26 protein-coding genes and 4 pseudogenes are annotated in these 26,445 nt (G+C 60.5%); 17 read left to right on the forward strand and 13 right to left on the reverse strand.

The genetic code is table 11. The features are described 5' to 3' along the window. Window positions 1-683 precede the first annotated feature (683 nt). Window positions 684-1,112 carry a MucR family transcriptional regulator gene (locus ASG60_RS10530; protein WP_056305815.1) on the reverse strand — a complete coding sequence of 143 codons (429 nt, stop codon included), beginning with the start codon at window positions 1,110-1,112 and terminating at the stop codon, window positions 684-686. Between the two features lie 367 nt (window positions 1,113-1,479). Here ASG60_RS10530 and ASG60_RS10535 point away from each other — a divergent pair, with 367 nt between their 5' ends. From ASG60_RS10535 to ASG60_RS23035, 3 genes are all read left to right on the forward strand, one after another. Then, entirely contained in the window at window positions 1,480-1,737 is a 258-nt protein-coding gene (locus ASG60_RS10535) for a hypothetical protein (RefSeq protein ID WP_056305813.1), read from the forward strand. 352 nt (window positions 1,738-2,089) lie between these two features. After that, the gene (locus tag ASG60_RS10540) at window positions 2,090-2,308 is read left to right on the forward strand and encodes a hypothetical protein (RefSeq protein ID WP_200927311.1); all 219 of its coding nucleotides are present in this window, start codon (window positions 2,090-2,092) and stop codon (window positions 2,306-2,308) included. 138 nt (window positions 2,309-2,446) lie between these two features. Then, window positions 2,447-2,620: a hypothetical protein gene (locus ASG60_RS23035; protein WP_162239271.1), complete on the forward strand. Its 174-nt coding sequence runs from the start codon at window positions 2,447-2,449 to the stop codon at window positions 2,618-2,620. A 244-nt stretch (window positions 2,621-2,864) separates the two neighbouring features. On the opposite strand, the gene ASG60_RS10545 is transcribed toward ASG60_RS23035, so the two are convergent. Together ASG60_RS10545 and ASG60_RS21945 are read right to left on the reverse strand one after the other, a co-directional pair. Then, window positions 2,865-3,686, reverse strand: a complete 822-nt coding sequence (locus ASG60_RS10545) for an outer membrane beta-barrel protein (protein ID WP_056305811.1) — start codon at window positions 3,684-3,686, stop codon at window positions 2,865-2,867. 378 nt (window positions 3,687-4,064) lie between these two features. After that, the gene (locus ASG60_RS21945; protein WP_210168490.1) at window positions 4,065-4,787 is read right to left on the reverse strand and encodes a hypothetical protein; all 723 of its coding nucleotides are present in this window, start codon (window positions 4,785-4,787) and stop codon (window positions 4,065-4,067) included. Window positions 4,788-5,303: 516 nt separating this feature from the next. Here ASG60_RS21945 and ASG60_RS10555 point away from each other — a divergent pair. The 4 genes from ASG60_RS10555 (at window position 5,304) to ASG60_RS21950 (ending at window position 7,269) form a co-directional block, all read left to right on the forward strand. Next, window positions 5,304-5,591 (forward strand): BrnT family toxin, encoded by a 288-nt coding sequence (locus ASG60_RS10555; protein WP_056305806.1) that lies wholly within the window; start codon window positions 5,304-5,306, stop codon window positions 5,589-5,591. Beyond that, a complete protein-coding gene (locus ASG60_RS10560) occupies window positions 5,566-5,877 on the forward strand; it encodes a BrnA antitoxin family protein (RefSeq protein WP_056385470.1) in 312 nt (103 codons plus the stop codon). Before ASG60_RS10555 ends, ASG60_RS10560 begins: the two co-directional genes overlap by 26 nt. 340 nt (window positions 5,878-6,217) lie before the next feature. Continuing rightward, entirely contained in the window at window positions 6,218-6,904 is a 687-nt protein-coding gene (locus tag ASG60_RS10565) for a ParA family protein (protein WP_056385472.1), read from the forward strand. Further along, the gene (locus ASG60_RS21950) at window positions 6,904-7,269 is read left to right on the forward strand and encodes a stability/partitioning determinant (RefSeq protein ID WP_082531706.1); all 366 of its coding nucleotides are present in this window, start codon (window positions 6,904-6,906) and stop codon (window positions 7,267-7,269) included. Before ASG60_RS10565 ends, ASG60_RS21950 begins: the two co-directional genes overlap by 1 nt. Window positions 7,270-7,435: 166 nt before the next feature. Here ASG60_RS21950 and ASG60_RS10570 read toward each other — a convergent pair whose 3' ends face one another. From ASG60_RS10570 to ASG60_RS10585, 4 genes are all read right to left on the reverse strand, one after another. Continuing rightward, on the reverse strand, window positions 7,436-8,137 hold the full coding sequence (locus tag ASG60_RS10570) for a response regulator transcription factor CtrA (RefSeq protein WP_056385474.1): 702 nt from the start codon (window positions 8,135-8,137) through the stop codon (window positions 7,436-7,438). Window positions 8,138-8,478: 341 nt separating this feature from the next. Further along, the gene (locus tag ASG60_RS10575) at window positions 8,479-8,745 is read right to left on the reverse strand and encodes a hypothetical protein (RefSeq protein WP_056385476.1); all 267 of its coding nucleotides are present in this window, start codon (window positions 8,743-8,745) and stop codon (window positions 8,479-8,481) included. A 140-nt stretch (window positions 8,746-8,885) separates the two neighbouring features. Further along, window positions 8,886-9,320 carry a hypothetical protein gene (locus ASG60_RS10580; protein ID WP_056385478.1) on the reverse strand — a complete coding sequence of 145 codons (435 nt, stop codon included), beginning with the start codon at window positions 9,318-9,320 and terminating at the stop codon, window positions 8,886-8,888. A 4-nt stretch (window positions 9,321-9,324) separates the two neighbouring features. Continuing rightward, window positions 9,325-9,933: a recombinase family protein gene (locus ASG60_RS10585; protein ID WP_056385480.1), complete on the reverse strand. Its 609-nt coding sequence runs from the start codon at window positions 9,931-9,933 to the stop codon at window positions 9,325-9,327. Window positions 9,934-10,236: 303 nt separating this feature from the next. Between ASG60_RS10585 and ASG60_RS10590 the strand changes: the two genes are divergently transcribed. Together ASG60_RS10590 and ASG60_RS21955 are read left to right on the forward strand one after the other, a co-directional pair. Beyond that, a complete protein-coding gene (locus ASG60_RS10590; RefSeq protein ID WP_056385496.1) occupies window positions 10,237-10,953 on the forward strand; it encodes a Crp/Fnr family transcriptional regulator in 717 nt (238 codons plus the stop codon). A 231-nt stretch (window positions 10,954-11,184) separates the two neighbouring features. Continuing rightward, window positions 11,185-11,424: a hypothetical protein gene (locus ASG60_RS21955; protein ID WP_082531708.1), complete on the forward strand. Its 240-nt coding sequence runs from the start codon at window positions 11,185-11,187 to the stop codon at window positions 11,422-11,424. A 1,145-nt stretch (window positions 11,425-12,569) separates the two neighbouring features. Here ASG60_RS21955 and ASG60_RS22640 read toward each other — a convergent pair. After that, window positions 12,570-12,923 carry a hypothetical protein gene (locus ASG60_RS22640; protein ID WP_156398859.1) on the reverse strand — a complete coding sequence of 118 codons (354 nt, stop codon included), beginning with the start codon at window positions 12,921-12,923 and terminating at the stop codon, window positions 12,570-12,572. A 242-nt stretch (window positions 12,924-13,165) separates the two neighbouring features. On the opposite strand from ASG60_RS22640, the pseudogene ASG60_RS10595 reads away from it, so the two are divergent. The 4 genes and pseudogenes from ASG60_RS10595 (at window position 13,166) to ASG60_RS21965 (ending at window position 16,854) form a co-directional block, all read left to right on the forward strand. Then, window positions 13,166-13,919: pseudogene (locus ASG60_RS10595) on the forward strand (IS6 family transposase). A gap of 228 nt (window positions 13,920-14,147) precedes the next feature. After that, the gene (locus tag ASG60_RS22645; protein WP_156398860.1) at window positions 14,148-14,585 is read left to right on the forward strand and encodes a hypothetical protein; all 438 of its coding nucleotides are present in this window, start codon (window positions 14,148-14,150) and stop codon (window positions 14,583-14,585) included. A gap of 570 nt (window positions 14,586-15,155) precedes the next feature. Beyond that, a complete protein-coding gene (locus ASG60_RS22650) occupies window positions 15,156-15,965 on the forward strand; it encodes a hypothetical protein (RefSeq protein ID WP_156398861.1) in 810 nt (269 codons plus the stop codon). A 25-nt stretch (window positions 15,966-15,990) separates the two neighbouring features. Next, window positions 15,991-16,854, forward strand: coding sequence for a hypothetical protein (locus ASG60_RS21965; protein WP_244476635.1), 864 nt, complete (start codon window positions 15,991-15,993; stop codon window positions 16,852-16,854). Between the two features lie 56 nt (window positions 16,855-16,910). Here the strand turns inward: ASG60_RS21965 and ASG60_RS10600 are convergent, their stop codons facing one another. After that, window positions 16,911-17,744 carry a DUF4113 domain-containing protein gene (locus tag ASG60_RS10600; protein ID WP_244476636.1) on the reverse strand — a complete coding sequence of 278 codons (834 nt, stop codon included), beginning with the start codon at window positions 17,742-17,744 and terminating at the stop codon, window positions 16,911-16,913. A 66-nt stretch (window positions 17,745-17,810) separates the two neighbouring features. Between ASG60_RS10600 and ASG60_RS10605 the strand changes: the two are divergent. After that, window positions 17,811-18,068 (forward strand): annotated as a pseudogene (locus ASG60_RS10605) (DDE-type integrase/transposase/recombinase); the annotation flags it as partial. Between the two features lie 65 nt (window positions 18,069-18,133). Here ASG60_RS10605 and ASG60_RS10610 read toward each other — a convergent pair. Both ASG60_RS10610 and ASG60_RS10615 read right to left on the reverse strand, forming a co-directional pair. After that, the gene (locus ASG60_RS10610) at window positions 18,134-19,003 is read right to left on the reverse strand and encodes a nucleotidyl transferase AbiEii/AbiGii toxin family protein (RefSeq protein ID WP_056385486.1); all 870 of its coding nucleotides are present in this window, start codon (window positions 19,001-19,003) and stop codon (window positions 18,134-18,136) included. Next, the gene (locus ASG60_RS10615) at window positions 18,991-20,127 is read right to left on the reverse strand and encodes a type IV toxin-antitoxin system AbiEi family antitoxin (RefSeq protein ID WP_244476637.1); all 1,137 of its coding nucleotides are present in this window, start codon (window positions 20,125-20,127) and stop codon (window positions 18,991-18,993) included. The genes ASG60_RS10610 and ASG60_RS10615 overlap by 13 nt, the downstream gene beginning before the upstream one ends. A gap of 205 nt (window positions 20,128-20,332) precedes the next feature. On the opposite strand from ASG60_RS10615, the pseudogene ASG60_RS22655 reads away from it, so the two are divergent. After that, window positions 20,333-20,458 (forward strand): annotated as a pseudogene (locus ASG60_RS22655) (IS6 family transposase); the annotation flags it as partial. Window positions 20,459-20,631: 173 nt separating this feature from the next. Here ASG60_RS22655 and traA read toward each other — a convergent pair. Continuing rightward, on the reverse strand, window positions 20,632-23,904 hold the full coding sequence (gene traA / locus ASG60_RS10620) for a Ti-type conjugative transfer relaxase TraA (RefSeq protein WP_056385490.1): 3,273 nt from the start codon (window positions 23,902-23,904) through the stop codon (window positions 20,632-20,634). Between the two features lie 272 nt (window positions 23,905-24,176). On the opposite strand from traA, the gene ASG60_RS10625 reads away from it, so the two are divergent. Further along, entirely contained in the window at window positions 24,177-24,485 is a 309-nt protein-coding gene (locus ASG60_RS10625; protein WP_056385492.1) for a hypothetical protein, read from the forward strand. A gap of 134 nt (window positions 24,486-24,619) precedes the next feature. Next, the gene (locus ASG60_RS10630; RefSeq protein WP_162244785.1) at window positions 24,620-26,335 is read left to right on the forward strand and encodes a type IV secretion system DNA-binding domain-containing protein; all 1,716 of its coding nucleotides are present in this window, start codon (window positions 24,620-24,622) and stop codon (window positions 26,333-26,335) included. Between the two features lie 22 nt (window positions 26,336-26,357). Here ASG60_RS10630 and ASG60_RS22660 read toward each other — a convergent pair. After that, window positions 26,358-26,445, reverse strand: a pseudogene (locus ASG60_RS22660) (IS5/IS1182 family transposase); the annotation flags it as partial.

Genomic DNA, 26,445 nt, shown 5'->3' on the forward strand with positions numbered 1-26,445 from the left:
TCGAAGCCGTAACCGGCGTTGAAACCGGCGTAGAAGCCCGTCCAGGTGAACACCGGCACCGGCACGAACACCGGCGGAGCCGCGCGGCGCGGAAGGTCAGCGGCCGAGGCAGCGCCCACGAGGAGGGCGGCGGCGGTGCTGGCGAGGAAGAGCGTCTTGAACATGGGGCGGCTGCCGAAATCTAAGGCGCACTCTCGGTGCGGTGTGATCTCGGCTTAGCAAAGCCGAGCCTCCGGCCTCTAGTGCATTTCGGCAACACCACGAATAGATCGAAGATGCTGTGGGAAACTGTGGCTTTTACTTTGTATTTACTTTTGTAGATTGGCGAGGATCACCAACGTCCGGTGAATGCCTTTGTTCCAAAAAAACAGCCCGTCGTGCGATGACGCCGCGGGCTGAAAGTTTCAGAGTAGGATGCCAGAGGACCAGCTATGGCAATCGCCTGCAAAGAGCGTCTCTCCGCGGTTTCCGCAAGCTGAAAGAAACGGCAGTCGACGGATTGGATGTATACCGGTGGATCCCCTTCCCTATGGGGATTGGACCCAATCCTCGCTGGTGTTGCCTGTTCTGCGATACGAGGCCGTCTCAGCCGCCTGCCATCGCCCTGCGCACTTCGGCTTCACTTTGGGCCGGTGCGTTGGAAACTGCCTCGTTGGGTTGTACGCGCCTCGGTTTGGAAGAGCCTAGCTCGTTCCCTTGCGCTGCTGACCAAGTCCAAGGGCTTTGGCAAGCTTGGATCGCTGAGCCGAGTAGGCCGCGGACGTCATGGGATAATCGGCAGGCAGGCCGTGCTTCGCGCGATAGGCCTCGGGCGTCATCCCCCGGATCGTCAGGTGTCGGCGCAGGGTCTTGTAGGGTTTCCCGTCCTCGAAGCTGATGAGGGCGTCCTGCGTGATGGATTTCCGGATCTCCGCAGGGGTCGTCTTCGCACTCTGCTCCTTTTCCGCCGCGGCAGAGCCGCCTGTGGCAAGGCCGATGACCGCGGCATGCACACCCACGATCAGCTTGCCAAGCTCGCTTGCAGGAACGGAGTTGTTGGAGACATAGGCTGAAACGATGTCAGCGCTCAGCTCGACGTAATCGGCTGATAGGGCTGTTTCAGGTTCGGTCATCACGATGGTTCCATACTGTACGGTGCCTCTGGCATTACCCGCAGAAGCCAGTGATATGCAATTGCATCTGCGCAGAAACAATCGAGCAATAAAACTTTCACTTGCCAGGTGTTGATTTGACCTCGGCGAAACTTCCGGTCGAGCACCTATGGCAACGGAACACGATCCATGTCGGCCATGCTGTTGGAGGGTTTGGAAGAGTGCTCCGACGCATCGATGGCTCGCATAGTGCCCCTGTCGCTTAATCCGCGATGGTGCGTGCGGATCGACACGTCCAGAATGAAAGAGACACCCCATATTAGGTTCACACACAGAGAAACGGACCTGAACCCAGGTCAGTCCTGTAAAGGAGCTTGAGAGACCAGCCATGAAGACCCGTATCGCCACCGCCACCGCTGCCCTTATCCTTGGCGTTGCTTCGATCTCGTCCGCCGTGGCCGGTGAGCGTCCGTCGCGCTACACCTCGTTCGGGTCTGAGGTTCAGACCACCGGTTCGGTCTACGCCCCGTCCCGCGTGCCGTCGTATGGTGGTTGCCCGATGAGCTCGGCCGCCGAGGGCAACGCCAACCAGCAGAACTTCCCCGTGATGCAGTACGGCCAGACCTCGGGTGGAAACCGTTGCTGAGGACCGTGAGGAAGGGTCTCGCGATGGCGCTGACCGGGTTCTCGTATCTCATGGCGGGCGTGTTCATCGCCGGCCTGATCTTCACCGTCGTCGGCACCTCGCAGGCGATGATGGGACTCTAGGCCCCTTTCCCACTACCATTCCATCCTGGCGCGACGGCGGGGCGAAAGCCTCGCCGTTCTTCGTTTCGGCCATGGCGAACGGCGATCTCGTATCCCCGATCGAGCAACCGCCAATCATTGATCTTATCGATACTGGCTATCGATCCGATCTGTTTGAATGATGGTGCAGTGCAAAGCATATTCCTCTCATGAACCGGGGCAGGCCCCGGCCCACCAGAGGAATCGACATCATGACCGTTCGTACCTTCGTCCTCGCTGCCCTGGCGTCCGTCACTCTGGCGGGCACCGCGATGGCCGACGAGCGCATCACCGTCACCCCGACGCTCTACCGTGAGCAGGCACGTGTCACCGCGGCGGTGCGCCCGGCTTCCGAGCTGACGACCACGCCCTCGCTGACCCCGCGGGCGCCGACGGCACGGCGCGTCGTCGCTGACGCATCGGCTCTCTAGGCCAGCTTCGCCCCCTCAACGTTGGGGTGATCCAATCACAGCGTAGCGGCGCGGCTAAGAGCCCTGCCGTCTTCGTGTCGAGGCCGCACCTGATGGGTCAGGCTAGGCTCGCAAGTTGCCGGTTCAACCGGCCAACCGTTGCTCGGCCAGGGCACGCCACCGATCGCATGCGCGTTCGGCGTCATGCAGCTGCGCGCGAAGTCTATCGATCTCGGCGTGCAGTTCGCCTGCGTCGACAGCAAGCTCGATGCACTGGTCTTGAACCTCGGCAAGCTGCTGACGCAACTCTCCATTCTCCAGAGCGACGGCTAGGAAATCGGTGGTGGGCCGCGCCGTGCCGGTCATGCCGCCCTCGCTTCGATTCCCTCGTCGGTGGCGCTGGGTACATGCCAAGCACTGGCAGCGTGAGCGCTAAAATCGAGAATGCCACATTCGCCGCAGCTCCCCCTTGAATGACAAAACCCCAAGGATCTCTCCTTGGGGTTTGCCTCAGCGGAAGTGGCTTGGTTGATCGGGGCTAGGAACGCTCAGGTCGAACCTGAAAATCCCACCAGTCCTAGTACGAGCCGAACTTGTAGTTCACGCCAGCGCGCACGAGGCTACCCTCGGTGGTGAAGCGGGAGTTGTAGCCGATGCCAGGACCACCCGTGGTGCCAACGAGGAGGTTTTTGGTGCCGAGATCGTAGCGCAGGTACTCCGCCTTGACCGTCACGGCACTGGACTTGAAGAAGTTCAGGAACGACTCGGTGGGCAGGGCGTACTCGATGCCGCCGCCGTAGGCGTAGCCGGTTTCGATCTGCGAGCGCGAACCGGCATAGGTCTGCGGGATGCCGGTGGTGAAGCTAATGTTCTGGGACACATCGCCGTAGGCGAAACCGCCGGTGCCGTACACGAGGACGCGGTCGAAGGCGTAGCCGATGCGGCCGCGCACAGTTCCGAGGAAGCCGAGCTCCGAACGATAGGTGTTGGTCAGGCGGTTTGGGTTGAACACCGGCAGGAAGATGTTGTCGACCTGGGTGCGCTGGAGGTCGGTGTACTGCGCATCGGCTTCGAAGCCGACAACGACGCCGGAACCCGGAGTGAATTGGAGATTGTAGCCAATCTGGCCGCCGCCGGTGAAGCCTTCCTGGGAGAGACGGACATCACCGCGGCGAAGGCCGGCGTTGACGTTGTTCTGCAGAGCGCCGATGCCGGTGGTGCGAATCCGGTCGCTCTCGTTGAAGGCGTACCCCGCGTTGAAACCCGCGTAGAAGCCGGTCCAGGTGAACACCGGCACCGGCACGAACACCGGCGGTGCTGCGCGACGCGGGAGATCGGCAGCAGAAGCAGCTCCTACGAAGAGAACAGAGGCAGCGCCAGTGAGGAGGGTCTTCAGCACGGGGTGGGTCCTTACGGTTCAAATCATCTCTATTTAACCTATGCGTATTCTGCCATCTCCCGAGCCGCTATGCCATTACTGCAACAGTTCTTCGTAGAATGACGGGTTTCCGCGCGAAACCTCAGTAGAATCCAGAAAGCACTTTAATCCAGCCATCACAGAATCGTGATCGATTGGTTAGCCGTTGGAATGCCCAGCGGGAATGGCGTTGTCTTTGCCCACCTCCCCTGAACGCCCGTGGCTAGCATTGCGACGAGCTCGGGCCGTGCCGCCCAGGCATCCCACTTGATCATCCCAATCGTTCGTTTTTCCGCCCGGCCGGATGCGCCCTCGGCATGGCTCCGCCGTCCGGACCGGTCGCACCGATTCCAGATCCCCTCATAGTCGGGTCCGACTCTGCCGTGCCGGCAGCTCTACGACAGTGCCGCTGGCTTCGGTTTTCCCCGAACTTAACACCCCTGTATCCGTGGGATGAATCGTTCTGCACCCTACCCCCCTCCCAGATGAGGCCGGTTGAGACTGTCCCTGCCGGTCAGTGGGCTTACGCCGGGTACGACGCATCCATGCCTGCCATTCCCGGCTGATCACCCGGATGAGGTTGGGCGAGTTCTTCCGGCCCTGGTGGCGACGCTCCTCGATGGTCAGCAGTCCGTCGCTCGCTGCCAGACGGATGGCGGCTTGAGCGAGCCGTCGGCACACACCGGCTCGGGCGGCGATGGCATCGATGCACAGTCCGCACACGCCCTTGGCCGCGACCTCGTCGCCGACGATGCGCAGGACCGCGAGCTGGCCTGTCGTGAAGCGCGCCGCCAGTGCCGGCGGCATTGGGCCCGACGCGGCCAGGTGTCGACGCCGATCGCGCGAGGCCAGGCGATCCGGCGACACCGGTGCCCGACGGGTCGGGAACAGGCTCGGCCGGCGGGCAGGGATCCCGACCGGCACGATGCCATCGCGAATCGCCCCCCGCCGGGCGTGCAGCTGTTCAGCTAGATGTTGGGCCTCGTCATCGTCGACGGCCCCTGCTCCGTGCGCCTGCCACACCTGGCGTGACAGGGCATCCATCTGCGCAAGCGTTCGCGCGTCCTCGATCGCACCCCGCATGGTTGCGTGAAACATCGTCCTCAACCCTCTCGGGCCGCGGCAAGCACAAGGCACGACTTCTCGATGCGGGAATTGGCGTTCCCGCTTGACACCCGAGGGCGCTCTATGGCTTGTGAGGGATTGTGTTGGGTCCTCACAGACCATTTCGATTTCGCGGCCCTCCTGTTTGGCGACAGGGGGGCCGTAGTCGTTTCAGGGTCTATCTCGCGGCGGTGATCTCTCCTGATGTCCGCCCACGACTCGCACGAGCGAGCGCGGCCGGACATGGCATGTCGGCCGGGTAACACGGTTAAGTCAACGGTAGGGAGTCGGCCGGGTCGATCAACGACGCATACTGGCCCCCTCGTGCAGCGTCGGCTGCCTACCCATCCTGGCCGCCGATATGGGAACGCTTGGGGGTTCATCCTCCGGTGCCGCTCCTCGCCCGGCGCAGCGAGGTATGGAAACGGCACCAGAAATTTCTGTAGGGGCTCTTATTCGTTGCGCCGGTGATTTAACGCCCCTACATATATTCGCATGAGCGCGACGTGGAGCGAGATCAAACGGCGAGCGAACCTGCTCAAGCACGGGCTGGACTTCGCCGAGTTCGACGCCTCGTTCGATGGCGAAACCGCCCTGTATCTGCCGACCTACCCGAGCGAACGGGGCCGGACGCGCTACCTTCTGATCGGCGACTGGAATGGAACGCTCGTCGTCGCTGTCGTCGTCTCACCCCTCGGAACGCAGGCCTTCGACATCGTGAGCCTGCGCCCGGCCAACCCGAAGGAAAGGGCTGCCTATGACCGTTACCGCTCAAAAAGCTGATCTAGCCCCCCTGGGCTTTTCGCAGGAGGACTGGGATGAGGTCTCGGACAACCCGGAGCTGACCGATGAGCAGCTTGCGAGCTTGCGTCCTGCGGCGGAGATGCCAGCGCACATCTATGCGCTCCTTCCCAAGCGTGGACGTGGTCGGCCGCGGTCCGAAGCACCGAAGGTGAGCCTGACCCTCCGTCTCGATCCCCATGTGGTGGAAGCCTACAAGGCCACTGGCGCCGGTTGGCAGACTCGGATGAATGAGGTGCTTGCGAAGGCCATCACGACGATGCCGTAAGTTCCTAATTCGGGAAACATCATATCGCCTTCGATGCTGGTCGGTCCTAGGACCGTCACTACTTAGCTGAATGCCCTCACTTATCTGTAAATGGCATTTGCCACGGAGTGATTCCGCAGAAGTAGACGCTGTCTACTAACCAGTTCAGCTTCCTGATCTTCATATTTTCAAAATTTTCAGTAGGAAGCTATCAGATAGCTTGGTGTTATCCTATAGATATCAGATAGCTTTAGGATATCTAGATGCATATGGATATCCGCTTGATACCTGATAGCTTCCTGTTAAGTTTTCCGAAGCTGATTCGTGTTGATGTCGGGCGGCCTGCCGTAAGGGAAATTTCATGCCCGTCGTTGCGTTCGCGAACCCTAAGGGAGGGGCCGGAAAAACCACATCGGCGCTGCTCCTCACCACCGAGCTTGCTGTGAAGGGCGCGGCAGTCACCGTGATCGACGCCGATCCAGAGCGGTGGATCTCTCAATGGGGCAAGCTGCCCGGAAAGCCGGAGAATGTCACAATCATCAGCGATGTGACGGAGGACACGGTCATTGACGCCATAGAAGCGGCCGAGCGCGACTCTCAGTTTGTAATCGTGGATCTTGAAGGAACCGCAAGCTTGATGGTGTCGAACGCGATCGGCATGGCGGACCTAGTGATTATTCCCATCCAGGGATCGAGCATGGATGCGAGGGGAGGGGCCAAAACGCTGCGCTTGCTCCGCAATCAAGAGAAGATGACCCGCCGCAAGATCGCCTATTCTGTGGTCCTGACGCGAACAAGCGCGGCCGTTACCTCACGTGCTCTCCGCGACGTGGCTAACCAACTCAGGGACGGGGGCGTGGAGTTGTTTTCGACGCCGATCGTAGACCGGGCTGCCTACCGCGATCTGTTCGCCTTCGGCGGCACGCTTGAAGGTCTAAACCCGGCACAGGTCAGCAATGTCGATAAAGCAATCCAGAATGCGCGGGAATTCACCGGCGAGGTGATCTCCAAGCTGAAAGCGGCAGGGGCCGCTAGAAAGGTTGCCTGATGACAACCAATGAGCGCGCTAAGATCGGCTTTGGTGATGATCTCGACAACTTTGACCCGAACGAATGGTCGAAGGCTGGGAAAACTGCAAACGATCGCCCACAGCCGGCGCAAACAAGGGCAGCAGCAGAAGCATCCGGGTTTCGGAGTAGGGAGCCTGTAAAGACTGTTGCGCCACCGTCGGCCCCGATACAACAACGTCGTCGCCGCACCGGCCGCAATGTCCAATTTAATGTCAAGCTCAAGCAAGAAACGATAGACGGCCTAACGGCTATTGCTGATGCGAACGAATGGGGCCTTGGTGAGACACTAGAAAAAGCTCTGGACCTCCTTCAGCGAGAAGCACTGAATCGGAAATCTAGCTGATAGCTATCTGATAGCTATCAGCTACAAATTGGCGTCGCGCAATTTGTGTATGTCAAAGTCGGAGCGCAACGCTGCCGATGTAGCTTCGGCTCGCGCATTGCTCGTCAGGCTGAGGGCGAAGGGTTACCGGGAGCCTAACATCGGGTTTTGGCCGGGGACGTCAGCGTCAGCTGGCCAGGGCGCGCATCTCGGGCACGCCCTCGCGCAGGACGTAGCCGCGGCCCCACACCGTCTCGATGTAGTTCTGGCCCCCGGAGGCGTTGGCGAGCTTCTTGCGCAGCTTGCAGATGAACACGTCGATGATCTTCAGCTCGGGCTCGTCCATGCCGCCGTAGAGGTGGTTGAGGAACATCTCCTTCGTCAGGGTCGTGCCCTTCCGCAGGGCGAGGAGCTCCAGCATCTGGTACTCCTTGCCGGTGAGGTTCACCCGGTTGCCGGCGATGGCCACCGTCTTCTCGTCGAGGTTCACCACTAGGTCGCCGGTGGTGATCACCGACTGGGCATGGCCCTGCGAGCGGCGCACGATGGCGTGGATGCGGGCGACGAGTTCGTCCTTGTGGAAGGGCTTCGTCAGGTAGTCGTCGGCGCCAAAGCCCAGGCCCTTCACCTTGTCCTCGATGCCGGCCATGCCGGAGAGGATGAGGATCGGGGTCTTCACCTTCGACACGCGTAACGCGCGCAGCACCTCGTAGCCCGACATGTCGGGCAGGTTCAGGTCGAGGAGGATGATGTCGTAGTCGTAGAGCTTGCCGAGATCGATCCCCTCCTCACCAAGGTCGGTGGTGTAGGTGTTGAACCGCTCGGATTTGAGCATCAGCTCGATGCTTTGCGCGACCGACGCATCGTCCTCGATCAGTAGAACGCGCATCGGCCAGGATCCTCAAGAGATGGAGGCAACCTGAAGGAACATCGGCAACAAACCGTTAAGCGCCAGCCCAGGCCCGGACATGGCAACGGCCACGGACGCTGAGACACGGTGCGCGTACATCCGGCGTCACCCCATCCCGGCATCGTGGCCGCTTTCCGATCCAGCGGCAGGACCGCGATCGGTATGACCCTCAAATGGGGGCCGTATGGTTAATTTTCAATGAAGCAGCCCCGCCGCCCGATCTGCTCACGGGCCGGCGGGGAGGATCGTCCATCTCACGGCTGAGCCGGTACGCAACATGGCTCGCGAGGAGGATGCAGGGTCGCTGGTTACCCGCTTGGTCAGGGCCGATCGATCCGCGGCGTGTCGAATTGAGACCCCGGCATCGGCGATGCGCTGCCGGATCGGGCCGCCCGCGCCATGGCGATCAACTCCCGCGCCGTCATGCCGTGGGCCGGCCGGCGAAGGGCCCCCTGCCCTGTTGCCACCAGCGCAGGCCGGCCGAGGGCGAGGCCGCTGGTGCGGACGTCGGTATCGTGGCTGCGCCACAGGCGCCGGAGCCGGGCGGCCCTGGTGTCGTTCGCTCCACCGTCGCTCACTGACCGCATCCTGCCCCATCCCAGCCGGTTTCCGCGCCGCGGTAGCAAAGCTTGGCCGTTGGCGACATTCTTGAAGTGGCGGGTGGCTGCGCTAGCGAATCGTCCTGCAGCGGCCTCCGCGGCCGTGCTCGGCTGCCGGACCTCTTGGGTCAGACGTTCGGATACGGGCCCTTGAACAGGTCGCCGAGCGCCTTCCTTCGGAACAGGGTGCGCCAACGCCGGCGCCGATGCTCGGGACGATCGTGGTTCATGTGACAGCGCTGGCAGAACGCCGTGAGGTTCTTCGAGCGGTTGTTGGCCGTGTCATGATCACGGTGCCCCGTGGCCAGAACCACGCGCGTGGTCCGCACCTGCCCGAGGATGTCGTCAACGCCGATGGAAAGGCAGATGAAGCGCCCTGCCCCATCGCGCCAGGAGGCCGCCTCCCCGTCCCACCACCGGCCATCGCCGAGATGGAACACCCGCTGGCCATGCGGACGGGCGCAGACCTCGCACCGGCCCCCTGCCCGCTGGAAGCGGATCACGGCCGAGAGCTGGGGCCAATCGATGGGGTAGAAGAAGCGGTGCTCGCGCCGGATCGGCATGGAGTTAGGCCTCCCCGTCGGATGCGGTCGCGGCGGCCGCGGCGGCCTGGCTGCGGGCCCGGGCCTGGGGGAAGTAGCTGTAGAACGTGTCCCGGCTCACCCCGAGGCGCTTGGCGATGGCGGCGATCGAGATGGTGCCGGATTGCAGCAGGGCACGTCCCACCTCGAGGTCGGCGGGCGACAGCTTCTTCGGCCGTCCGCCCTTGCGGCCCCGTGCCAGGGCCGCCTTGAGCCCCTCCATGGTGCGCTCGCGGTTGAGGTCGAGGAAGTACTCGGCCATGGCGCCGTGCATCTGCAAGGCGAAGCGGCCATGTGCGGTGTCACTGTCGAACTGCTCGGTCAGGGAGCGGAAGTGGATCTGCTTCACCCGCAGGGCGTCGATTGTGCGCATCATCTCGACGAGGGATCGGCCGAGGCGGTCGAGCTTCCACACCACCAGGACGTCGGTCGGCCGCAGGTAGGCGAGTGCCGCCTCGAACTCGGGGCGTTTGGTGCCGGCCTTGCCGGACTTCTTCTCCTCGAACAGGCGTTCGCACCCGGCCTTGGTCAGGGCATCGCGCTGAAGGTCGAGGTTCTGGTCGAGGGTGGAGACGCGGGCATATCCGACGAGCATGTCGGGATAGTGATTCAGCTGGGTTTAATCCGCAATAGAAAACCAGTCATATTTTCCCGACAGAAACCTGGCCGTTTTGAGGGGTTGGGAGCCAGCCCGTCGTGATCGTCGGGAAAACGATCGGATCTCTGACATCGGGCTTATAGGACGAATGTCTTGTTTGGGTGGAAAACGGACGTTCGGGTCGGATCGACAATTCACAACGCTATGACGATGCGTTCTCTTGCGTGAGCAACAATCTTAATGCAGGTTAAGTTCAAGCATTTGAGGTGCTACCTCCTAAATGCCCCGGAGGTAGACGCCGTGTTCAGCTCATTCATCTGCAAGCTGGAACACGGTGCAAACCTTACGGATGCGGATCGAACCCGGCTCGCTTACCTGCCACGTGGCCACCGGATCGCCGCACGGCAACCGATCATCACAAAAGGTACCCGACCCGAGAACGTGCACATCGTGCTCGACGGCTTCGCTTGCCGATACAAGATGCTCCGCAACGGCAAACGCCAGATCATCGCCTTGCTTGTGCCGGGCGACTGCTGCGACCTGAACGCCGCGATCCTCGGCACAATGGACCATAGTATTGCGACCCTATCGTCCTGCACGATTGCGATCCTGCCCCGCGCCACGATCCTCGATCTAAACGAGCAACACCCACGCATCGCCCACGCGCTGCGGTGGACGGCGCTCGTGGATGAAGCGATTGCGCGGGAATGGTTGGTGAACATGGGCAAGCGTGATGCGTCCAGACGGTTTGCGCATTTATTTTGCGAGCTTCGGGTACGCCTACGAATGGTGGGTATCGGCAACGAGGACGGCTACCCTTTCCCGCTTAGGCAGGAGGATATGGCTGACGCGGTAGGCCTTACATCTGTGCATACAAACCGAACAGTGCAGTCCCTGCGTGAGAAGGGCTTACTTAGGCTGCAAGACCATAAGCTTCACATTCCCGATGCGATGCAGCTGGAAGAGTACTGCGATTTTGATCCGGCCTATCTGCATCTCCACAAGCGGGTAGACTAACGCACTCTTCTGTGAGAATTATGATCTTCCCTAAGGCAACGGTTGTAAATTTTCATGTAAGTTGTGTGAGACGAGTTATTGCACAATCACAATAACATGGATCAATGTGACTTAATAACCACTTGCTGACGACACGAAGAATACATAAGATAAGATTATCGCGGCCTCACGAATTGGTCTTCCGCGCCTGGGAGACTTGAGTGCTCCCGCCTATTACGCGCGGAGCAATCGATGCCTCGTTATTTCTTCGATCTTCATGATGGACGTACCCAACGCGACAACGAAGGGACCGAACTTGCCGATAATCAGGCGGCGGCACGATACGCTAAAAAACTGTTGCCAGAAATTGCCGCCGAAGAAGTGCTTGCCGATGGCGAGCATCACACTCTTACGGTGCTGGTGACGGACGAAGACGGCCGTCCTGTCTACTCAGCCGCCATTTCTTATGCCGGTATCTGGCTTACCCGATGACCAAGCCCCCATCTGCCGAGCCAGATGAGCCGCCACGCTATCGGGCTGTAATGTTCATCGACGGCGGGGGCGGTGATCTGAACACCATGATCCCGGGCTTGAACGACGATGACGCCAGGCAGAGGTTCTGGCACTCGTTGATGGACACGCTATCGATCTTTGGGATGGCTTGCGGTTCATCGAACGGTTCGAGCCAACCCAACCTCCTGCTGACGCACTAGAAGCTCAGGGTTGAATGTCCGATAAGGGTCGGAAACGGACGGTTCAGCTCATGAACGGGCGGGTTACCGGGACCCGAGGCTCAATGTCCGGAATACCGTCGTCTTTCCGACAGTTGCAGTCCTGCATCCATAAGGCTGCTCTGGGTTGGACACCGCCAACTGCTCTACGATCGGGTCGGGTCGGGTCGGGTCGATAGCGGAAACCGTCCGATCGTTCTCTAATCCACTGTTGGGCAGAATGTCCTGTCCGAACGGGCATGCCCCTACGGACAGGAATCGATCAATGCGGATGCTTTGTCTGCAAGGATCCTGCCTACTTGAGGACAGCTGTCCATGTGGACAAGACGCTTACGGACGACATCTTGCGCTGTATCCAATTAGGATATCTAGAAGTGCGGGAGTCGTGAACGGTACTGTGTGGACGACAGCCGGTTCTCGGGTCCTTTAAGCTCCCGCGGGTGGAGGGGGACCACCTATCTGAGGGGGATCTCCTTGATTGCCAGGAGGTAACCGAGGTGGCGGCCTAAGTATTTCGTCAGAAATCTCTCGGTCTATTTCAGCCAATCTTTCCTGTAAATTTTGGATTGAAGGCTGAAGAGCGGCAGTAAGGGAATAGTAATCTTCTATTAACCTTTCCTTCTGGGCATAAAGATGATCTATCCTCATATTAGTCTCAAGGAATATCTCATTTTTAAGTGCAGATTTTCTCGTGAGTAAGATACCCATTGCAGCAGAAGTTATAACACCGCCCGCCAGAATAATGCTGTCATCTAAGAGCGGATAGAAATGTCCAGCAATTCGTAATCCCATAAGTGCTAGGGCAGCGAAAATAATTCCGCCTAATTTTCCGCCTCGTTGTTTTCCGATTCTGTCGACAAGTAGAGTTAGTTGGTTAGTTACGCTGCGGAGTGACATAGCTATAGCCTAATAATCACGGCCATTTTCCATCTTCGCCAATCCAATCCGAACAAGAAGCTTGAATTTTTTCTCTGCCTCCATATCTTTGATAAATTGTGTCAAACAAAGAACTGTTACAGTAGCAAAAAATACTCCTAAGCCAATCGAGTCATTTCTTCCTATTGAAATTAAGTTTGGAACGAGAGTGATTACTGTCGCTATGGCTGCGCATAATCCAACCAGAAGATCTGTCATCATCCAGCGTTTTAACTCAGAAGACAAATATTCAATCTTCAGAAACTCAACTCGGTCGCTGGGTGGTAGCGATTCATTTCTGGTATGGTAATTTATAAGCTCAAGCAAACCTGACGATTTTTTCATGTAGATCCCTTCCTTGTCGAGAGATAGCTGGGTCCTGAAAGCTGAGAATGCTAGGAAAGCACATCATCCACGCTGATGCATGTCAAATTGGCGTTCGGTCTGAAATTTGTCCACCTGATGCGCGCTTCAATGAGAAAGGGGCTACGAGTTCGGATGGGCCTGTCGCAAACGTGATAGCGCCTGTGTTTACCCAACGTTGACCATACGGCCTGCACGGCGCCTTCCGTTCTGGAGGCCGCCCCATGAACCTGTCCGCCATCGCCGCCAATCTGAAACAGCGCGCCAAGGGTGATTTCTAGGGACGGCACTACGAGGCTGCCCTGATCGTCCAGGCCGTCTCCTGGTACCTGCGCTACCCGCTGAGCTGCCGCGACATCGAGGACCTGTTCTGAGGAGCGCGGGGTCGAGATGGACCACTCCACCCTGAACCGCTGGATGTTGGCCTACGCGCCGCTGATCGAAAAGCGGTTGCGGCAGTTCCGTAAACCGCACTGCGGCTCGATCCGAATCGACGAAACGTAGATCAAGGTGCGGGGAGAGTGGCGCTATCTCTACCGGGGCGTCGACAAGCACGGCAATCCAGTCGATTTCCTGCTCACCGCCAACCGGGATCTCGATGCCGCCAAGCGCTTCTTCCGCGGGATGCTGCAGGATCAACCGTTGCTCGCCCCGTACCGCATCGGCAGGGATGGCGCCGGCACCTATCCACCCGCCATCTTGGCTGCGAAGAGCGACGGCCTTCTACCCCGCGCGCCGCTCCACTACGTGACCAAGCACCTGCAGCAGGGCATTGAGAGCGACCACTTTCGGGTCAGGAAGAACATGCCCTGGATCGGCGGCTTCCAGTCCTTCCGCACTGCCCGGCGCACGATCCAGGGGTTCGGGGCCATGCTATGGCTGCGTAAGGGCTTCGGCTTTGCCGGCGCGTGGACTATCTGCGAGCAGAACCGACTGCTTGGGGTCTGCTTCGGCCTTCCCCAGGCGAACAAAGCATGAAGGCGGGACGGCAGAGGTCGTTCCGCGTCCCAGATCCGAGTTTGCGACACGCCCATCATAAGTGGGACCGAAATCTGAACTCTGAGGGAGTCAGACTACGGTTCTCCCCGCTGTTATCAACAGGCTGTGACGCAATATGCCCTTGTGGGGATCGGGAATTTCAAAGAAAAATGAACGAATGGATGAATCGTGCCTAGACACGGCAATTCTGAGCTGCGATAAGAATTCATGGCTCAGATGATAGGCCTGAAACCTCAGGTCCTTACAACACCGGCAACTCAGGCCGACGTAGATGCGGAGCGCCGTTACGCGGCCGTCCGAAATTTAGTGATGACACTCTCTCGTACGGAGCTTGAAAGGCTTTTGCGAGAAATCCAGGATACTCTTGGACCTGCGCCCAAAGGCGGTGATGTTCTCACTACAATTGTAAACTTTCTGGGTAAAAAGAAATCTTGGTCGATATCAGAAATCAAAAAGCAAGTTGACGACGAAGGTATCGTTGCTTCTCCCAAGGAAGTTTATAACGCGGTTGGATATCTCAACAAAAGAGGTCATATCCAGCGCGTAGCTTACGGACAGTATCTTGTTGACGGGCAGGCCTTCATTACTGCGGAGGATATCGGGCCAGACAACAGATACGAAGAGTCTTACAAAATCCAGGATTGAATTCAGAAATACAGTAATGCGCTGAATCAGCGCTCACAAATTGTCCATAAGGATATGGAAAGGCCGTTGGGTCTGATCACCCAACGGCCTGGAAGTTCCGACCCGCATAGGTTCTAGCCGGGCGCGGGGCGAGCTGTGTGACAGCGTGTCGTACGTACGGCGTGTTTGAGCTCTTGGTCAAGCCCGGCTTCAGTTAGAAGCAAATAGGGTCTTACTATGCCAACTTTTGACGTCGCCCATTTGAATCAGCAAGGGCAGGATATGGTTATTGTCCCGCTAGATTCAAGTTTTGGCCATAAATCAAGCGGCGAGCAAGCAGACATCACTGATGAGCTGCAACAGCGTTCAAGTCAGGCAGGATTACGCGGAACGGTTGTGCCAGTCTGGGAAAGTGGGGGGCGGTTCAACTTTATCGCTCCGCGGCCGTGGCATCCGTTTTTCAAAAGCATCGGAATGCACCACGTAGCCCGAAATATAAATAGAAGCCTTTCTTGGTAGATATCTGATCGTAGGTGTATTGAAGGGCGTGGTGCGTAATGTGCCACGCCTTTTATTTCACCATCAAGCCTTATGATGGGACTGGCCACAGCGGCGGTGCATTCAATGGTAGATATCTTCAAGAATTTTGACACTTACAGCCTTAAAGCCCGTGTTTTTCCTGCACTAATTGCAGGTTTACCGACATTGGCTTTGCTTTTCATCATTGTGCCATGGGACCATTTAAGCTTGTCTCAAACTATTTCAGCTTCAATGGGTCTAGTTCTAATTTTCGCCTTTGCAGATATGGCTAGGAATCGGGGTAAGTATATCCAGGCCAAATTAGGAACAGGCGAAACCCCTGAACAATGGCATCGAGGTAACGCAGATATTCCCGAGGGGTCTAAAGACCGTTTCCGAATATTTGTTGCAAATCAACTTAAGCAGAATACGCCATCTGCTGACGAAGAGAAAGCTGATCCTAACAGAGCAAATGATTTCTATCGAAGTGCAGGTGCCTGGTTACGCGATCGTACCCGCGATACGCGCGCGTTCCCAATTCTGTTTGGAGAGAACATTACCTACGGTTTCCGCCGTAATCTTTTAGGCTTAAAGTCAACGGCGTTAGTTTGTAATATTTTAGTACTAGCATTCTGCACTGGTATTATTTATATTAGACCTAGATATTTCATGTCTCTTACACAAATTGAAGAGAAACTGATAATAGTCATTGCTGCAGTATTACTACATTCTGCTTATATGGTATTTGCCGTTAGTAAATACGCGGTTCGGGACGCTTCACGCGCTTACGGTCGACAGCTTATCCTTAGCTGCGACACTTTGATGAAACCTCCACGCGCTGTATCTCCTAAAAAAGAGGTCAAGTCTAATGCCAGTCGTTAGATCATTCGCCGTAGGCAACGGCGATATGTTTTACATTACTCATGGAAGTGATAACTTTACAATTATCGACTGTCAATTATTTGGAGATCACAAAGAATGGCTTGCCGATGAAATCAAGGAAGAGTCTGGCAAAAAAGGTATTTCTCGGTTCATTTCGACTCATCCTGACGAAGATCATATAGAAGGCCTAGAATATCTTGATGATAGAATTTCCATAGCAAATTTTTATGTCGTGAAAAACAAAGCAACAAAACCGGACGAGTCAGTTTCATTCAAACATTACTGCAATTTACGCGATAGTGACAAATCATACTATGTGGAGAAAGGCTGCAAACGCAAATGGATGAATCAGGATGGTGACGGTCGTGGCTCTTCTGGAATAAGTATGCTCTGGCCGAACGTTTCGAATCAGTATTTCAAAGTCGCTTTACAGGAGGCTGCGGACGGCAAGAAATTCAATAATATTTCTCTTGTTGCTCGCTATTCAATCCAAGATAGTGCGTCCTTCATGTGGATCGGTGATCTTGAAACCCAGTTCATGGAAGACATATACGACGACATAAATTTGTCGCCTACAACTGTAGTATTTGCTCCTCACCATGGTCGAAAATCAGGTAAATTACCTGATAAATGGCTAGATAGACTTAAACCTAAAATCATTGTCATTGGTGAGGCCGAGTCACGTCATCTTTATTACTATTCGGGATACAACAAAATCACTCAAACAAAAGCTTGGGATATCACATTTGAGACCGATGATAATAAAATCCATTGCTATGCGTCTAATCCATCCTATGGACCCCGTGATTGGCTAAATAACGAAGGCAAACCAGACAAAGCTTTTGGTAGGGAAAATAGAGATTACTATGTAGGAACTTTGAATATTTAGACAACACTGGTAAATTATACCATATCAGAAATTATACTCTTAAAATCCCCCCCCCACTACGTCGTGCACCGTTGTGATAGATGCTCGGCCCGGAGCTTCCAGGGCCGAGCTGTTCCGCTGGCCGCGTAGCGTACCCGATCCTTGCCATAGCGGGCATTGAGGGCGTCCATGGCGGCCATAAGGGCAACCCGGCGGGGATCATCCGGCCGGAGGAACAGCGAACCCTGCACGGCCTCGGCCGGGTGGAGATCGAGCAGGAGGATTCCGCCCTTCTTGTAGTGGAACCCTGGCCGATAGATGCTTTTGAGGCCCCAGAGGGCTGCCCAGATCAGGCGGCCAGTGTCGCTAGTGCCGATCGTCAAGCGCACGGGCCGAGGCGCATAGTATTGGTCATCCTCAGTCTTGTGCCGGTTGGTCGTCAGCATGACGGTGATCGAGGCCGTGGCAAGGCCCTGCCTGCGCAGCTTCTGCGCCGCGTAGGAGGTGTAGGCGGTCAACGCCTCGGCCAGCTCGTCGAAGCCCTCCACGGCCCGCCCGAAGCTGCGGGATGTGCAGATGGTCTTGGCGTCGGGGCTGCCTTGCTCCAAGTCGATGCAGGGGTACCCCTGAAGTTCTAGCACAGTCCGTTGCACCACGACGTTGAACCGCTGTCGGATCATCGTCGGGCAGGCGTCGCGGAGCTGTAGGGGCGTGGTGATCCCCATAGCGGCAAGATGGTGCTGTAGGCGGTGCCCGATGCCCCACACGTCCTCCAGGTCCATTCCGCCGAGGGGCGCCGTCTGCGCCGCCTCGGTCGCCAGGTAGCAGACGCCGCCGGAGGCGGGGTCCTTCTTGGCCGTGCGGTTGGCCACCTTGGCGAGGGTCTTCGTCGGCCCGATGCCGACACACACCGGAATGCCGGTCTTGCGGCCTACGGCACCTACCGCCGGCCATCGTCGAGAGCCGCCAGGCGGCGGCTACTACCCCGGGCGCCGCTCCACTAGGTCACGAAGCATCTGCGACAAGGCATCGAGAGCGATCATTTCCCGGTGAAGCGTCTCATGCTGCAGGTCGGTGGCTTTCGCTCGTTCAACACGGCTCGCCGCACGATCTGCGGCTTCGAGTCCATGCTTTGGTTGCGCAAAGGCTTCGGCTTTGCCGGCGCGTGGACCGTTCGCGAGCAAAATCACCTACTCCCACTCTGCTTTGGACTTCCCCAGGCGAACAAGGCGTGAAAGCGGGAGGGTAAAGGTCCTGCTGCGCCTTTTGCCCGAATTTGCGACACGCCCAACCAACGCGGCTATTCGCCTAATCCGAGAACGTCTAACCAGGCATTGACAATACCGAAGGCATCCTGCTGCCATTGATCATCAGTGCGGTCGCCAAGGATGGCAGTCTCCGCGACAAACTTCCGCACGCTCGTTGGCCCAAAGCCGTCGATGTCGCTGAACTTCTCGCGAATGATGCGGTAGCCAGCCGCCCCGCTCGCATGTTCGAGGAGCGGTTTGCAGGCCTCTGCGAGCGCCTCGATGCCGTCGCCGTAGTTCCGGATACAGTAGTAGATGTCATAAGCGTCCTTCTGCTTTAAACGGCCGCCGAGAGCGTGGCCCTTCATCGCGAGCAGCGCTGGAATGGAGCAGATCGCAATCTCCACCGTGTTGGTGCCGCCGCCCGGCATCGGCGCACTGACAGCGGTCAATTCGTGAAAACGCAGTGCGAGATCCGCGCCGTCTGCGCGCTGGACCGCGAAGTGGTCGACGAGGGGCGGCTTGTTCTTAATGATCTCTGCATCGCGCGGCATCAAGAAGTCGACGATGACGTTGACGGCCGGCCCGTCGTCCAAAGGCGGCACTTGGCGAACGAGTTGGAAGCGGCGCAACTCGCCGCGTTGCTGATAGCCATGGCTTATCAGAGATTGGACGAGCGTCGCGTACTCGCCGTCGCCGAGCGCCTCGGCATCGAGACTGAGATCAACATCGATGGTGCCGACGTGCGGCATCTCTTCATTGTCGAGAAGCAACCACGGAACGGCTCCGCCGATCACCGCGAATTTACCTCTGTAAGAACCGAGGATCTGGCCGATCTCGACGAGCACGGATTTGACCGCGGCGGTCGTCCGATCGTCGTAATCGGAAGCGGACTGAGGATCCTGCGGGTTCATCGCGGCCATGTAAGCTTCTCGGATCGAAGATGCTCCGCGGCCTCGAATCCACGCTCGCCCGCGGTTGCGAGGTCTAGATAGGTCTGAATCGGACTGGTGCAGAGGACGCCCGGAACGGGCTCGATGGCGTCCAGGAACACGCCCTCATCGTAGGTCACGGTGATCGCCACGTTCTCGCCCTTCGAAGCGCTTGTTAGTTTCAAGCCCGACTTCAGGAGCCCGAGACCGGCATCGTTGGCATAGAAGTGCTGCATGTTTGAGCGCGCGTAAGGCGATAGCCAGCGCGCAGCCGAGAAGGACGCGAAGATCGCTCGGGCGCCGTGTGCATCACGGTGATCATTCGCGTGGATGGCTTGCTTCGCTACAATGTCGAACTGCTTGCCCTGCAAAATCGTGTAGAAGAGCCGCTTCTCTCCCGACGGAGGCTCGTAGGCGTCGCGCCACGCGTCCAGCACTCTGTCCGGTGCACGGAGATACAGACCGCCATCCGACAGCTCAGCCCATTCGCGGTCCAGCAGGTTCGTCCGCACGTTGCTGACCTGCCCGAGACTAACATTGGCTGCCTTCGCTAGATCCGCGACCCGCCATTCGCGCCATGGATCGCGGAGCATGGCTCGCAGGATCTGCGCGGATTTTGGCTTGAAGATCGACTTCAGATCTCGTCGCTGAACCGAGGGCTTGGTCGAGACAGAGCGCTCGATGAAAATGCCGTCGAAGGCGATGCGTACATTGCCTTCGAGATCGAGGAAGCCAACATCGGCCTCACGGCACATCGCTTGCGCTTCGGCGGAGAGGTATGTGGTGATGAAGACGGGCGTTGCATCTCGGCCGGACCAGCCAAGGGCGAGGTAGTTGCGCAACTGAAGAACGGCGTTGCGCACATGCCTGGGCTGGCCGCTGCTCTTGACCTCGCACACTAGGCGATGGCGTCTGCCGAATGCCGTTATGTCGGCCACGATGTCGACGTGCTTGCCGTTGATCGAAACCTCTCGATCAATCGCGTGGACGTGGATCGGGTCGACGTTGGAAAGTAGGCCACGCAGGGCTTCAACAGCCCTCCCCTCCAAGTCCTTCACCGAATTAAGCTCTTTCAGCATTTGTTGAAAATGCCATCTTTGCTGAAACCAAGTCAAGTGATTTCATTGGATAGCCATATTTCAACAACTGCTGAAAGGACCATCTCGGATGAAACGTACAGCTGGAGAAGCTGAGCGGCACGCTCAGTCCGCTGCTGAGCGACTCCAGATGGGCTCGTCGCAAACGCGATCGCGCCGGCGTTCACTCAACGTTGACCATACACCTGCATGGCGCCTTCCGTTTCGGAAGCTGCCCCATGACCTGTCCGCTACCGCTGCCAAGCTGAAGCAGCGCGCCAAGGGTGACTTTAAGGGACGGTATTACGAGGCGGCGCTCATCATCCAGGCCGTCTCCAGGCATCTGCGCTACCCACTGAGCTACCGCGACACTGTGATTCAAAGAGTGAATTGGACGCCGCTTTGCGTGTTGAGTGCGTGATCCAAAACGAATCGGGTGGGTCGCTTCTGAATGCGAATCACATCCGCCTCACCTCCGACGATCCGGGCCAGCTGCGAGGCTGGCCTTCTTGGTTTTTAGGCTGCCTCCGGCGCTTCACGTCGTCAGAAACCCAGTCCGAGTGTGAGCCCCTGGGCGGGCTTGCGCTCGGCCTCGACCACACGTTCGGGTTCAGGAGCCGGCCGCGAGGCCCGCTCGATCACCTCTTGCCGTGCCTCCTCGAGCCGCGCCTTCAGTTCCGGCTCCCAGCTGACTGCCAATGCATAAGCGTCCGCCCCGCTGATCAAGGCCTCGATCTTGGAACGCAGGAACATCGACTCGCGCTGGATCCGGTGTTCCATGTTCCCAGGGCGATCCTTACCGGTGCCGAAGCGCTGGTCCACCGCCAGCCGGAACGCCTCGACCTCGGCCACGCCGTTCGGTTCGGCCCGTAGCGCTGCCAGACCTCCGAGCATGCTCTTCGGCTTCCAGATGTGTGCGGCATCCAACAGCCGTAAAGCCGCCCGGGTGCCCGGGCTCAGGCCCGGGATCGGTATGCGGATCGCGGCGCAACGGACCCGCTCCCGTTGGCTTTCCACTACCACGGCTTCGTCGAACACCGACTTCAGATGTCCGAGTCCGGCCTTGAGCTGAGGTACGGCCGCCAGCGCGGCGGCGCGCTCGGCTCGCGCCGCCGGGAACGCGAACAGCCCGGTCTTGCCCCGCAGGCCCCCGTACCCGTCGGGGTCGTCGACCTCGGCGCCGGCCTGCTTCAGGAAGGCAGCTGGCGTCTCGGTGAGTGCGCCTCCCCGATCCAGCAAATCGTAGAGCGCCCTGCCCAGGGCGCGGGGATCCTTCACCATCGCGCCGGCCAGACCGGCGTTCCGCGCGCGCGCAGCCTTGACCTCGGATCGGGCAAGGACGGCGGAAGTTACGCGCCTGTTGAACCACCCCCGCTCCTCGTGCACCCCCGGTAGGATCGGCATCAATCCGTTCACTGGCGCGGCCAGGGCCGCCCGGATCAGGGAAGGCAGCGGTTCATCCTCCGGCCCCCAAGTGGTCGTGGGCATGGCGGCCGCCAACGCTGCCTCAGTGAGGTCGACAGGGGCAACCGCAGGCACGTGCGCTGCTGAGCGCGGCTCGGGCGCACGAACCGGTCCGGCGCGCTCACGGATCGGTACCCGGACGTAGTCCAGCACCGTCTCCTTCAACCCCGCCCGGCTCAGCCGCGCCGCCAGGACCTCGAAGTTCGCGAACGTATCCTGGCCCGCATAGAGCCCGACCCCGTCGCGGTGCCGCGTCAGCGCCACGTAGGCGAGGTGCCGGTCCATACCGCCGGAGGCCAGCACGAAGGCCCGGTCCACCGTCGCGCCCTGGCTCTTATGGATGGTCGTGGCGTAGCCGTGATCGACCGCGTCGTAATCGGTCTGAGAGACCGATACGGTGCGACCCGAAGCGCCGTCGAGCCGGACGCTGAGCCGCCCCTCGGTCGAGGCCACCACGGTCGCCAGCGTGCCGTTCTTCACCCCGAGTTCGCGGTCGTTGCGCAGGAACACCAGCCGGTCGCCGGGGGCGAAGGCGCGGACGCCGAGGGCCGTGACGAACCCCGTCTCGCCGCCGAGTTCGCCGGCCTTCTGCAGGTGCGTACGGATACCCTCGTTGAGTGCCCGTACATCCGCCCGGGTGTGCGCCAGCGCCACCCGCGTTTGCAGTGGGTTGATCGTCCGGTCGAACAGGTAATCCGCCACCAGGCGGCCCCGCGCCGCGGCCGTATCCGGGGTGAAGTGGATCGCCCCGTAATCGAAATACGTCTCCAGCGCCTGCGTCGTCCGGCGGGTGCCGAGTGCCACGCTGGCCGCGCGCTGCCACGGCGTATGCTGCCGGCGGATCGTCTCGATCTCGACGAAGCCCGTCCGCTGGATCACCGCCCGGAAGGCCGCGCCTGGTCCGATCGGCTGGAGCTGCTCGGGGTCGCCCACCAGCACCACCTTGGCCCCGGCCCGCTCCACCGCATCGAGCACCGCCCCGAGCTGGCGCGAGCCGACCATCCCGGCTTCGTCGATCACCAGGACGTCGCCCTTGCCCAGGAGATGCCGGCCGTTGGTCCAGCCGAGCTGCCACGACGCCAGGGTCCGGCTCGGGATCCCGGCCGAGTCCTGCAAGCCCTCCGCCGCCTTGCCGGCCAGCGCCGCCCCATGCACCCGGAAGCCTTGACGCTCCCAGGCTTCGCGCGCGGCGCCCAGCATCGTCGACTTGCCCGCACCCGCCAGTCCGACCACGCTGGCGATGCGCTCGGGGCCCGTGACGTGCTCCACCGCCGCGCGCTGCTCGTCGGCGAGTTCCGGATGCGCCGCCAGGACCCCATGCCGTTTCTGTGGCGCCACGTCGTAGCCGCGCTCGGTCGCGAGCCGGTCGGCGCAGGCCGCCATCCGGGTCTCGGTCAGCCACAGATCCTGCGTCGTGAAGCGCTCGACCGGCCCGGTGCGCTCACCCTCGTCCGAGGCCCGGGCCAGCCCGACCAGGGCGTCGCAGGCCATCACCAGGGCCATCGCGTTCTGGAACGCGGCCGGCTCGTCCACGCCGTAGCGGTGCAGCGTCCGGGCGATGTCGGCCTTCGTGAACACCGCCCGTTCGTTGCTGAGGATGTGCAGCACCTCCTCGGGGTCCTGCGCGATCCGGACGGCGTTGCGGGCGGCCGTCTCCGCGTCGATCGCCACCCGGTCGACCCCGGGTTTGTCGCGTCGCTGCATCTGCGTCGCGTGCACCCCGACATGCTCGGTCGGCGCCAGGGTGAGCCCGCGATCGAGGTGCGAGCGCCGGTCGATCCGCACCTCCTGACCGGCGCGTTCGAGATGCGCGTTGGCCGTGTCCTGCCAGAGTTCGCGGATCGCCTCGACCTCGGTCCGGGCCGAGGCTGGCACGTCGAGCACCCGGACCTTCGCGCCCAATCCGTTCGCGTCGACGGTCCGGGTCGTGGTCAGGATATGCGCATGCCAGTTTTGATCGTCGCCGTCCCGGCTCGGCGCATGCAGCGCCACATCGGCCGCGATCCCGTAACGCGTCACCAGCCCCTCGGCGAAGTCGCGGGTGAGCGCCAGGCGCTGGCCGGTATCGAGTTCGTGCGGCAGCGCCACCTCGACCTCGCGCGCCACCTTGGCGTCCTTACGCCGCTCCGCCGCCTCGGCCGCGTTCCAAAGGACCGAGCGATCCTGCACCCAGTCCGCGCCAACTGGGGCCACGATGAAGCTCGCCTCGACCCCGCCGCGGCGCTGGTAGTCGAAGGTCTGACCAGTGCGCTCGTCCTGGATCAGGCTCGCCGAGCGGTAGGCCGCCGCGGCCGTGGCCGAGCGCCCGCCGGCCCGGGACACCGCCTTCACGCTGAGATGGTAGATCGCCACGCGGGAACGGTCGGCCTCGGGAGGAATGCGATCGGCAGCACGGCCGGACGGGGCGGAAAGGGACAGACGAAGCCGGGCGCACAGCCCGGGGCGGCGGCGGAACGGACGGATCGAACCCGCTGGCCGGGAACGGCGCCGACGGGTCACGATACCCGTGTAAATCGCATCGGCATTGCGCAGCAATGCTAAAGTGCGCCCTTCCAATCCTTTCCAGGGTGCACGGAGGGTGATAGGCGCCCTGGGGTAGCACAACTTACGCCTGAGGATGATGGATGCCACCCACGCGCACCGACCGGATCGTCGCCGCCCGCCGCAAGCTCGAACAGGCTCGGGCCGACCTCCAGCTCCTAGAGGCCCGCGAGGCTCAGGAAGCCCGCAAACGCGACACCCGCCGCAAGATCATCCTCGGCGGTCTCCTCCTCGATGCCGCCGCCAAGGAGCCGCGCTTTGCCGGGGTTCTCGCTGAACTCGTCGAACGCATTGCCCGCCCTCAGGACAAGACCGCCTTCGCCGATTGGGCACCCACCCCGAATGCCACACCGGTCCCCGCCTCGGCTCTTCTATCGACGGCATCGGTTTGATGCGGGAGGGACGAAACCCACCCGGCTTCGATCCCAACGAGGGCCCACGATCGCCCCCGGGACAGGATCGCTTCTGCCGGCTGGACATCTATTCCGGGCGCTGCTTCGATCCGAAATCCGACGACACAGGTTCGGTGAGCGAGGACACGGGGTCGGTCGGCGAGGCCAAGAATCCGCCCCCGCTTGATCCCGACGAGGGCGAACGACCGCTGCGGGTTCCGCTCGGGGTACTGTCCTGCATCGCCTGCTGCATCGGTCTGATCTGGGCTATCGGACAGATCGACGTGCCCTGCGCCAAGAGGACCTGGGGCTGCCCGGTATCCCGCACCAACTCCGGTCTGCCGGTCCTCGCCATGTTGTTCTGCATCGGCATCTTGGCCGGTTATGCCGTTGCGCGGCCCCGCCTGGAATGGGGCATCGACCTGTTCCTCGCCACCGGGTTCTGGCTCATCGCCACGCTCGTTATCCTCGCGTCCGGCAACCCTCTGCGCATCCTCGTCGTCCTCATCCTCGGCGCGGGGCTGGTCTTCCTCGTCCTGCGTCGGGATATCGAAGCGCCGGATGACACCGGCTTCATTCGCGGCTCCCGCCTGATGACGGCGGCCGGCTACACCCGCCTCCTGCTCCGGCAACTGGGCGATCATCCCGAGCGCGCCGCGGCGCGTCTGGCCATCGCTTCCGGGGATCGTTCGGGCGGCGTCTGGATCGCCGGTGCTCCGCTTCCACCCGGAAACCAGAGCCTGCATATCCTCATCACCGCCTCCACCGGAGCCGGCAAATCCGTCACCCTGCGCGCGCTCCTCGACAACATCCGGGCCCGTGGCGAGCGCGCCATCGTCGTCGACAACGGCCACGAGTTTCACCGCCGCTTCGGTCGTCCCGACGACATCGTCATGGGCCCGCTCGCCAACGATCACGGCTGGGCGATCAGCAATGAGATCCGGCAGCCGTATGAGTGGGCGCGCTTTGCCCGCTCGGTCATTCCCGATGGCCATGGCGAGTCGCGCTCCTGGCACGACTACGCCCAACGCTTCTTCGCCAATGTCGGCGAGGCGCTCGGACCGGGCGCCTCCAACCGCGAACTCGTCGCCGCCTTGACGTCCTGGACCCCGGCGCAGCTCACGCCGCTTCTCGCCGGCACCACCTCGGCCGTGATGCTCCAGGAGGGTGGCGAGCGCGTGCTCACCAACGTGCGCTCGATCTTCTCGGGCTACCTTCAGGGCTGGAAATACACCCCCGAGGGCCGCTTCTCGTTCCGCAGTTTCATGGCGGACGGCAGCAGTCCGGCCTGGCTCTGGATCCCCTATCGCGAGGCCGAACTAGGCGTCAGCCGCAGCCTGATCACCTGTTGGCTAGACACCCTGGTCACCGCCGGCTTCGACCGGGCTGAGCACGCCATCCCGACCTGGATCGTCATCGACGAGCTCGACAGCCTCGGCGAATTGTCGAGCCTGATCGAGGCCACGACCAAGCTGCGCAAACGCCGCGTCGCGATCGTAGGTGCCATCCAATCGTTCTCGCAGCTCACCACCCATTATGGGGCGGACAAGGCCCGCACCCTGCTGAACTGCTTCTCCAACATCCTCATCATGCGCTCGGTCGAGCCGGAGACCGCGGACATTCTCTCGCGCCTGCTCGGCGAGGCCGAGCGCTGGGAGGAGAGCTATTCCGAGGGTAACTCGACGAGCAAAGATGGCTCCAGCAGCAGCTCTGGCACCAGCACGGCGCGACGCCAGACCCGGGTCGTGTTGCCGTCCGAGATCCAGTCGCTGCCCGACCTGGAGGGCTTCCTCAAGCCGGCCGGTTCCTGGCCCGTGGTCCGTGTCAGGGTAGAGCTGCCGGACGGCTAAGGCTTCGTACCCCTAGGGCGTGTCATCGCTTGAGCCAATCGAGGGCGGCTGCGAGGGAGAGGACGCCCATGAAGCTGACGGCAGTCTTCTCGTAGCGGGTGGCGATGGCG

Source organism: Methylobacterium sp. Leaf469, from assembly GCF_001424745.1.
Taxonomy (GTDB): domain Bacteria; phylum Pseudomonadota; class Alphaproteobacteria; order Rhizobiales; family Beijerinckiaceae; genus Methylobacterium.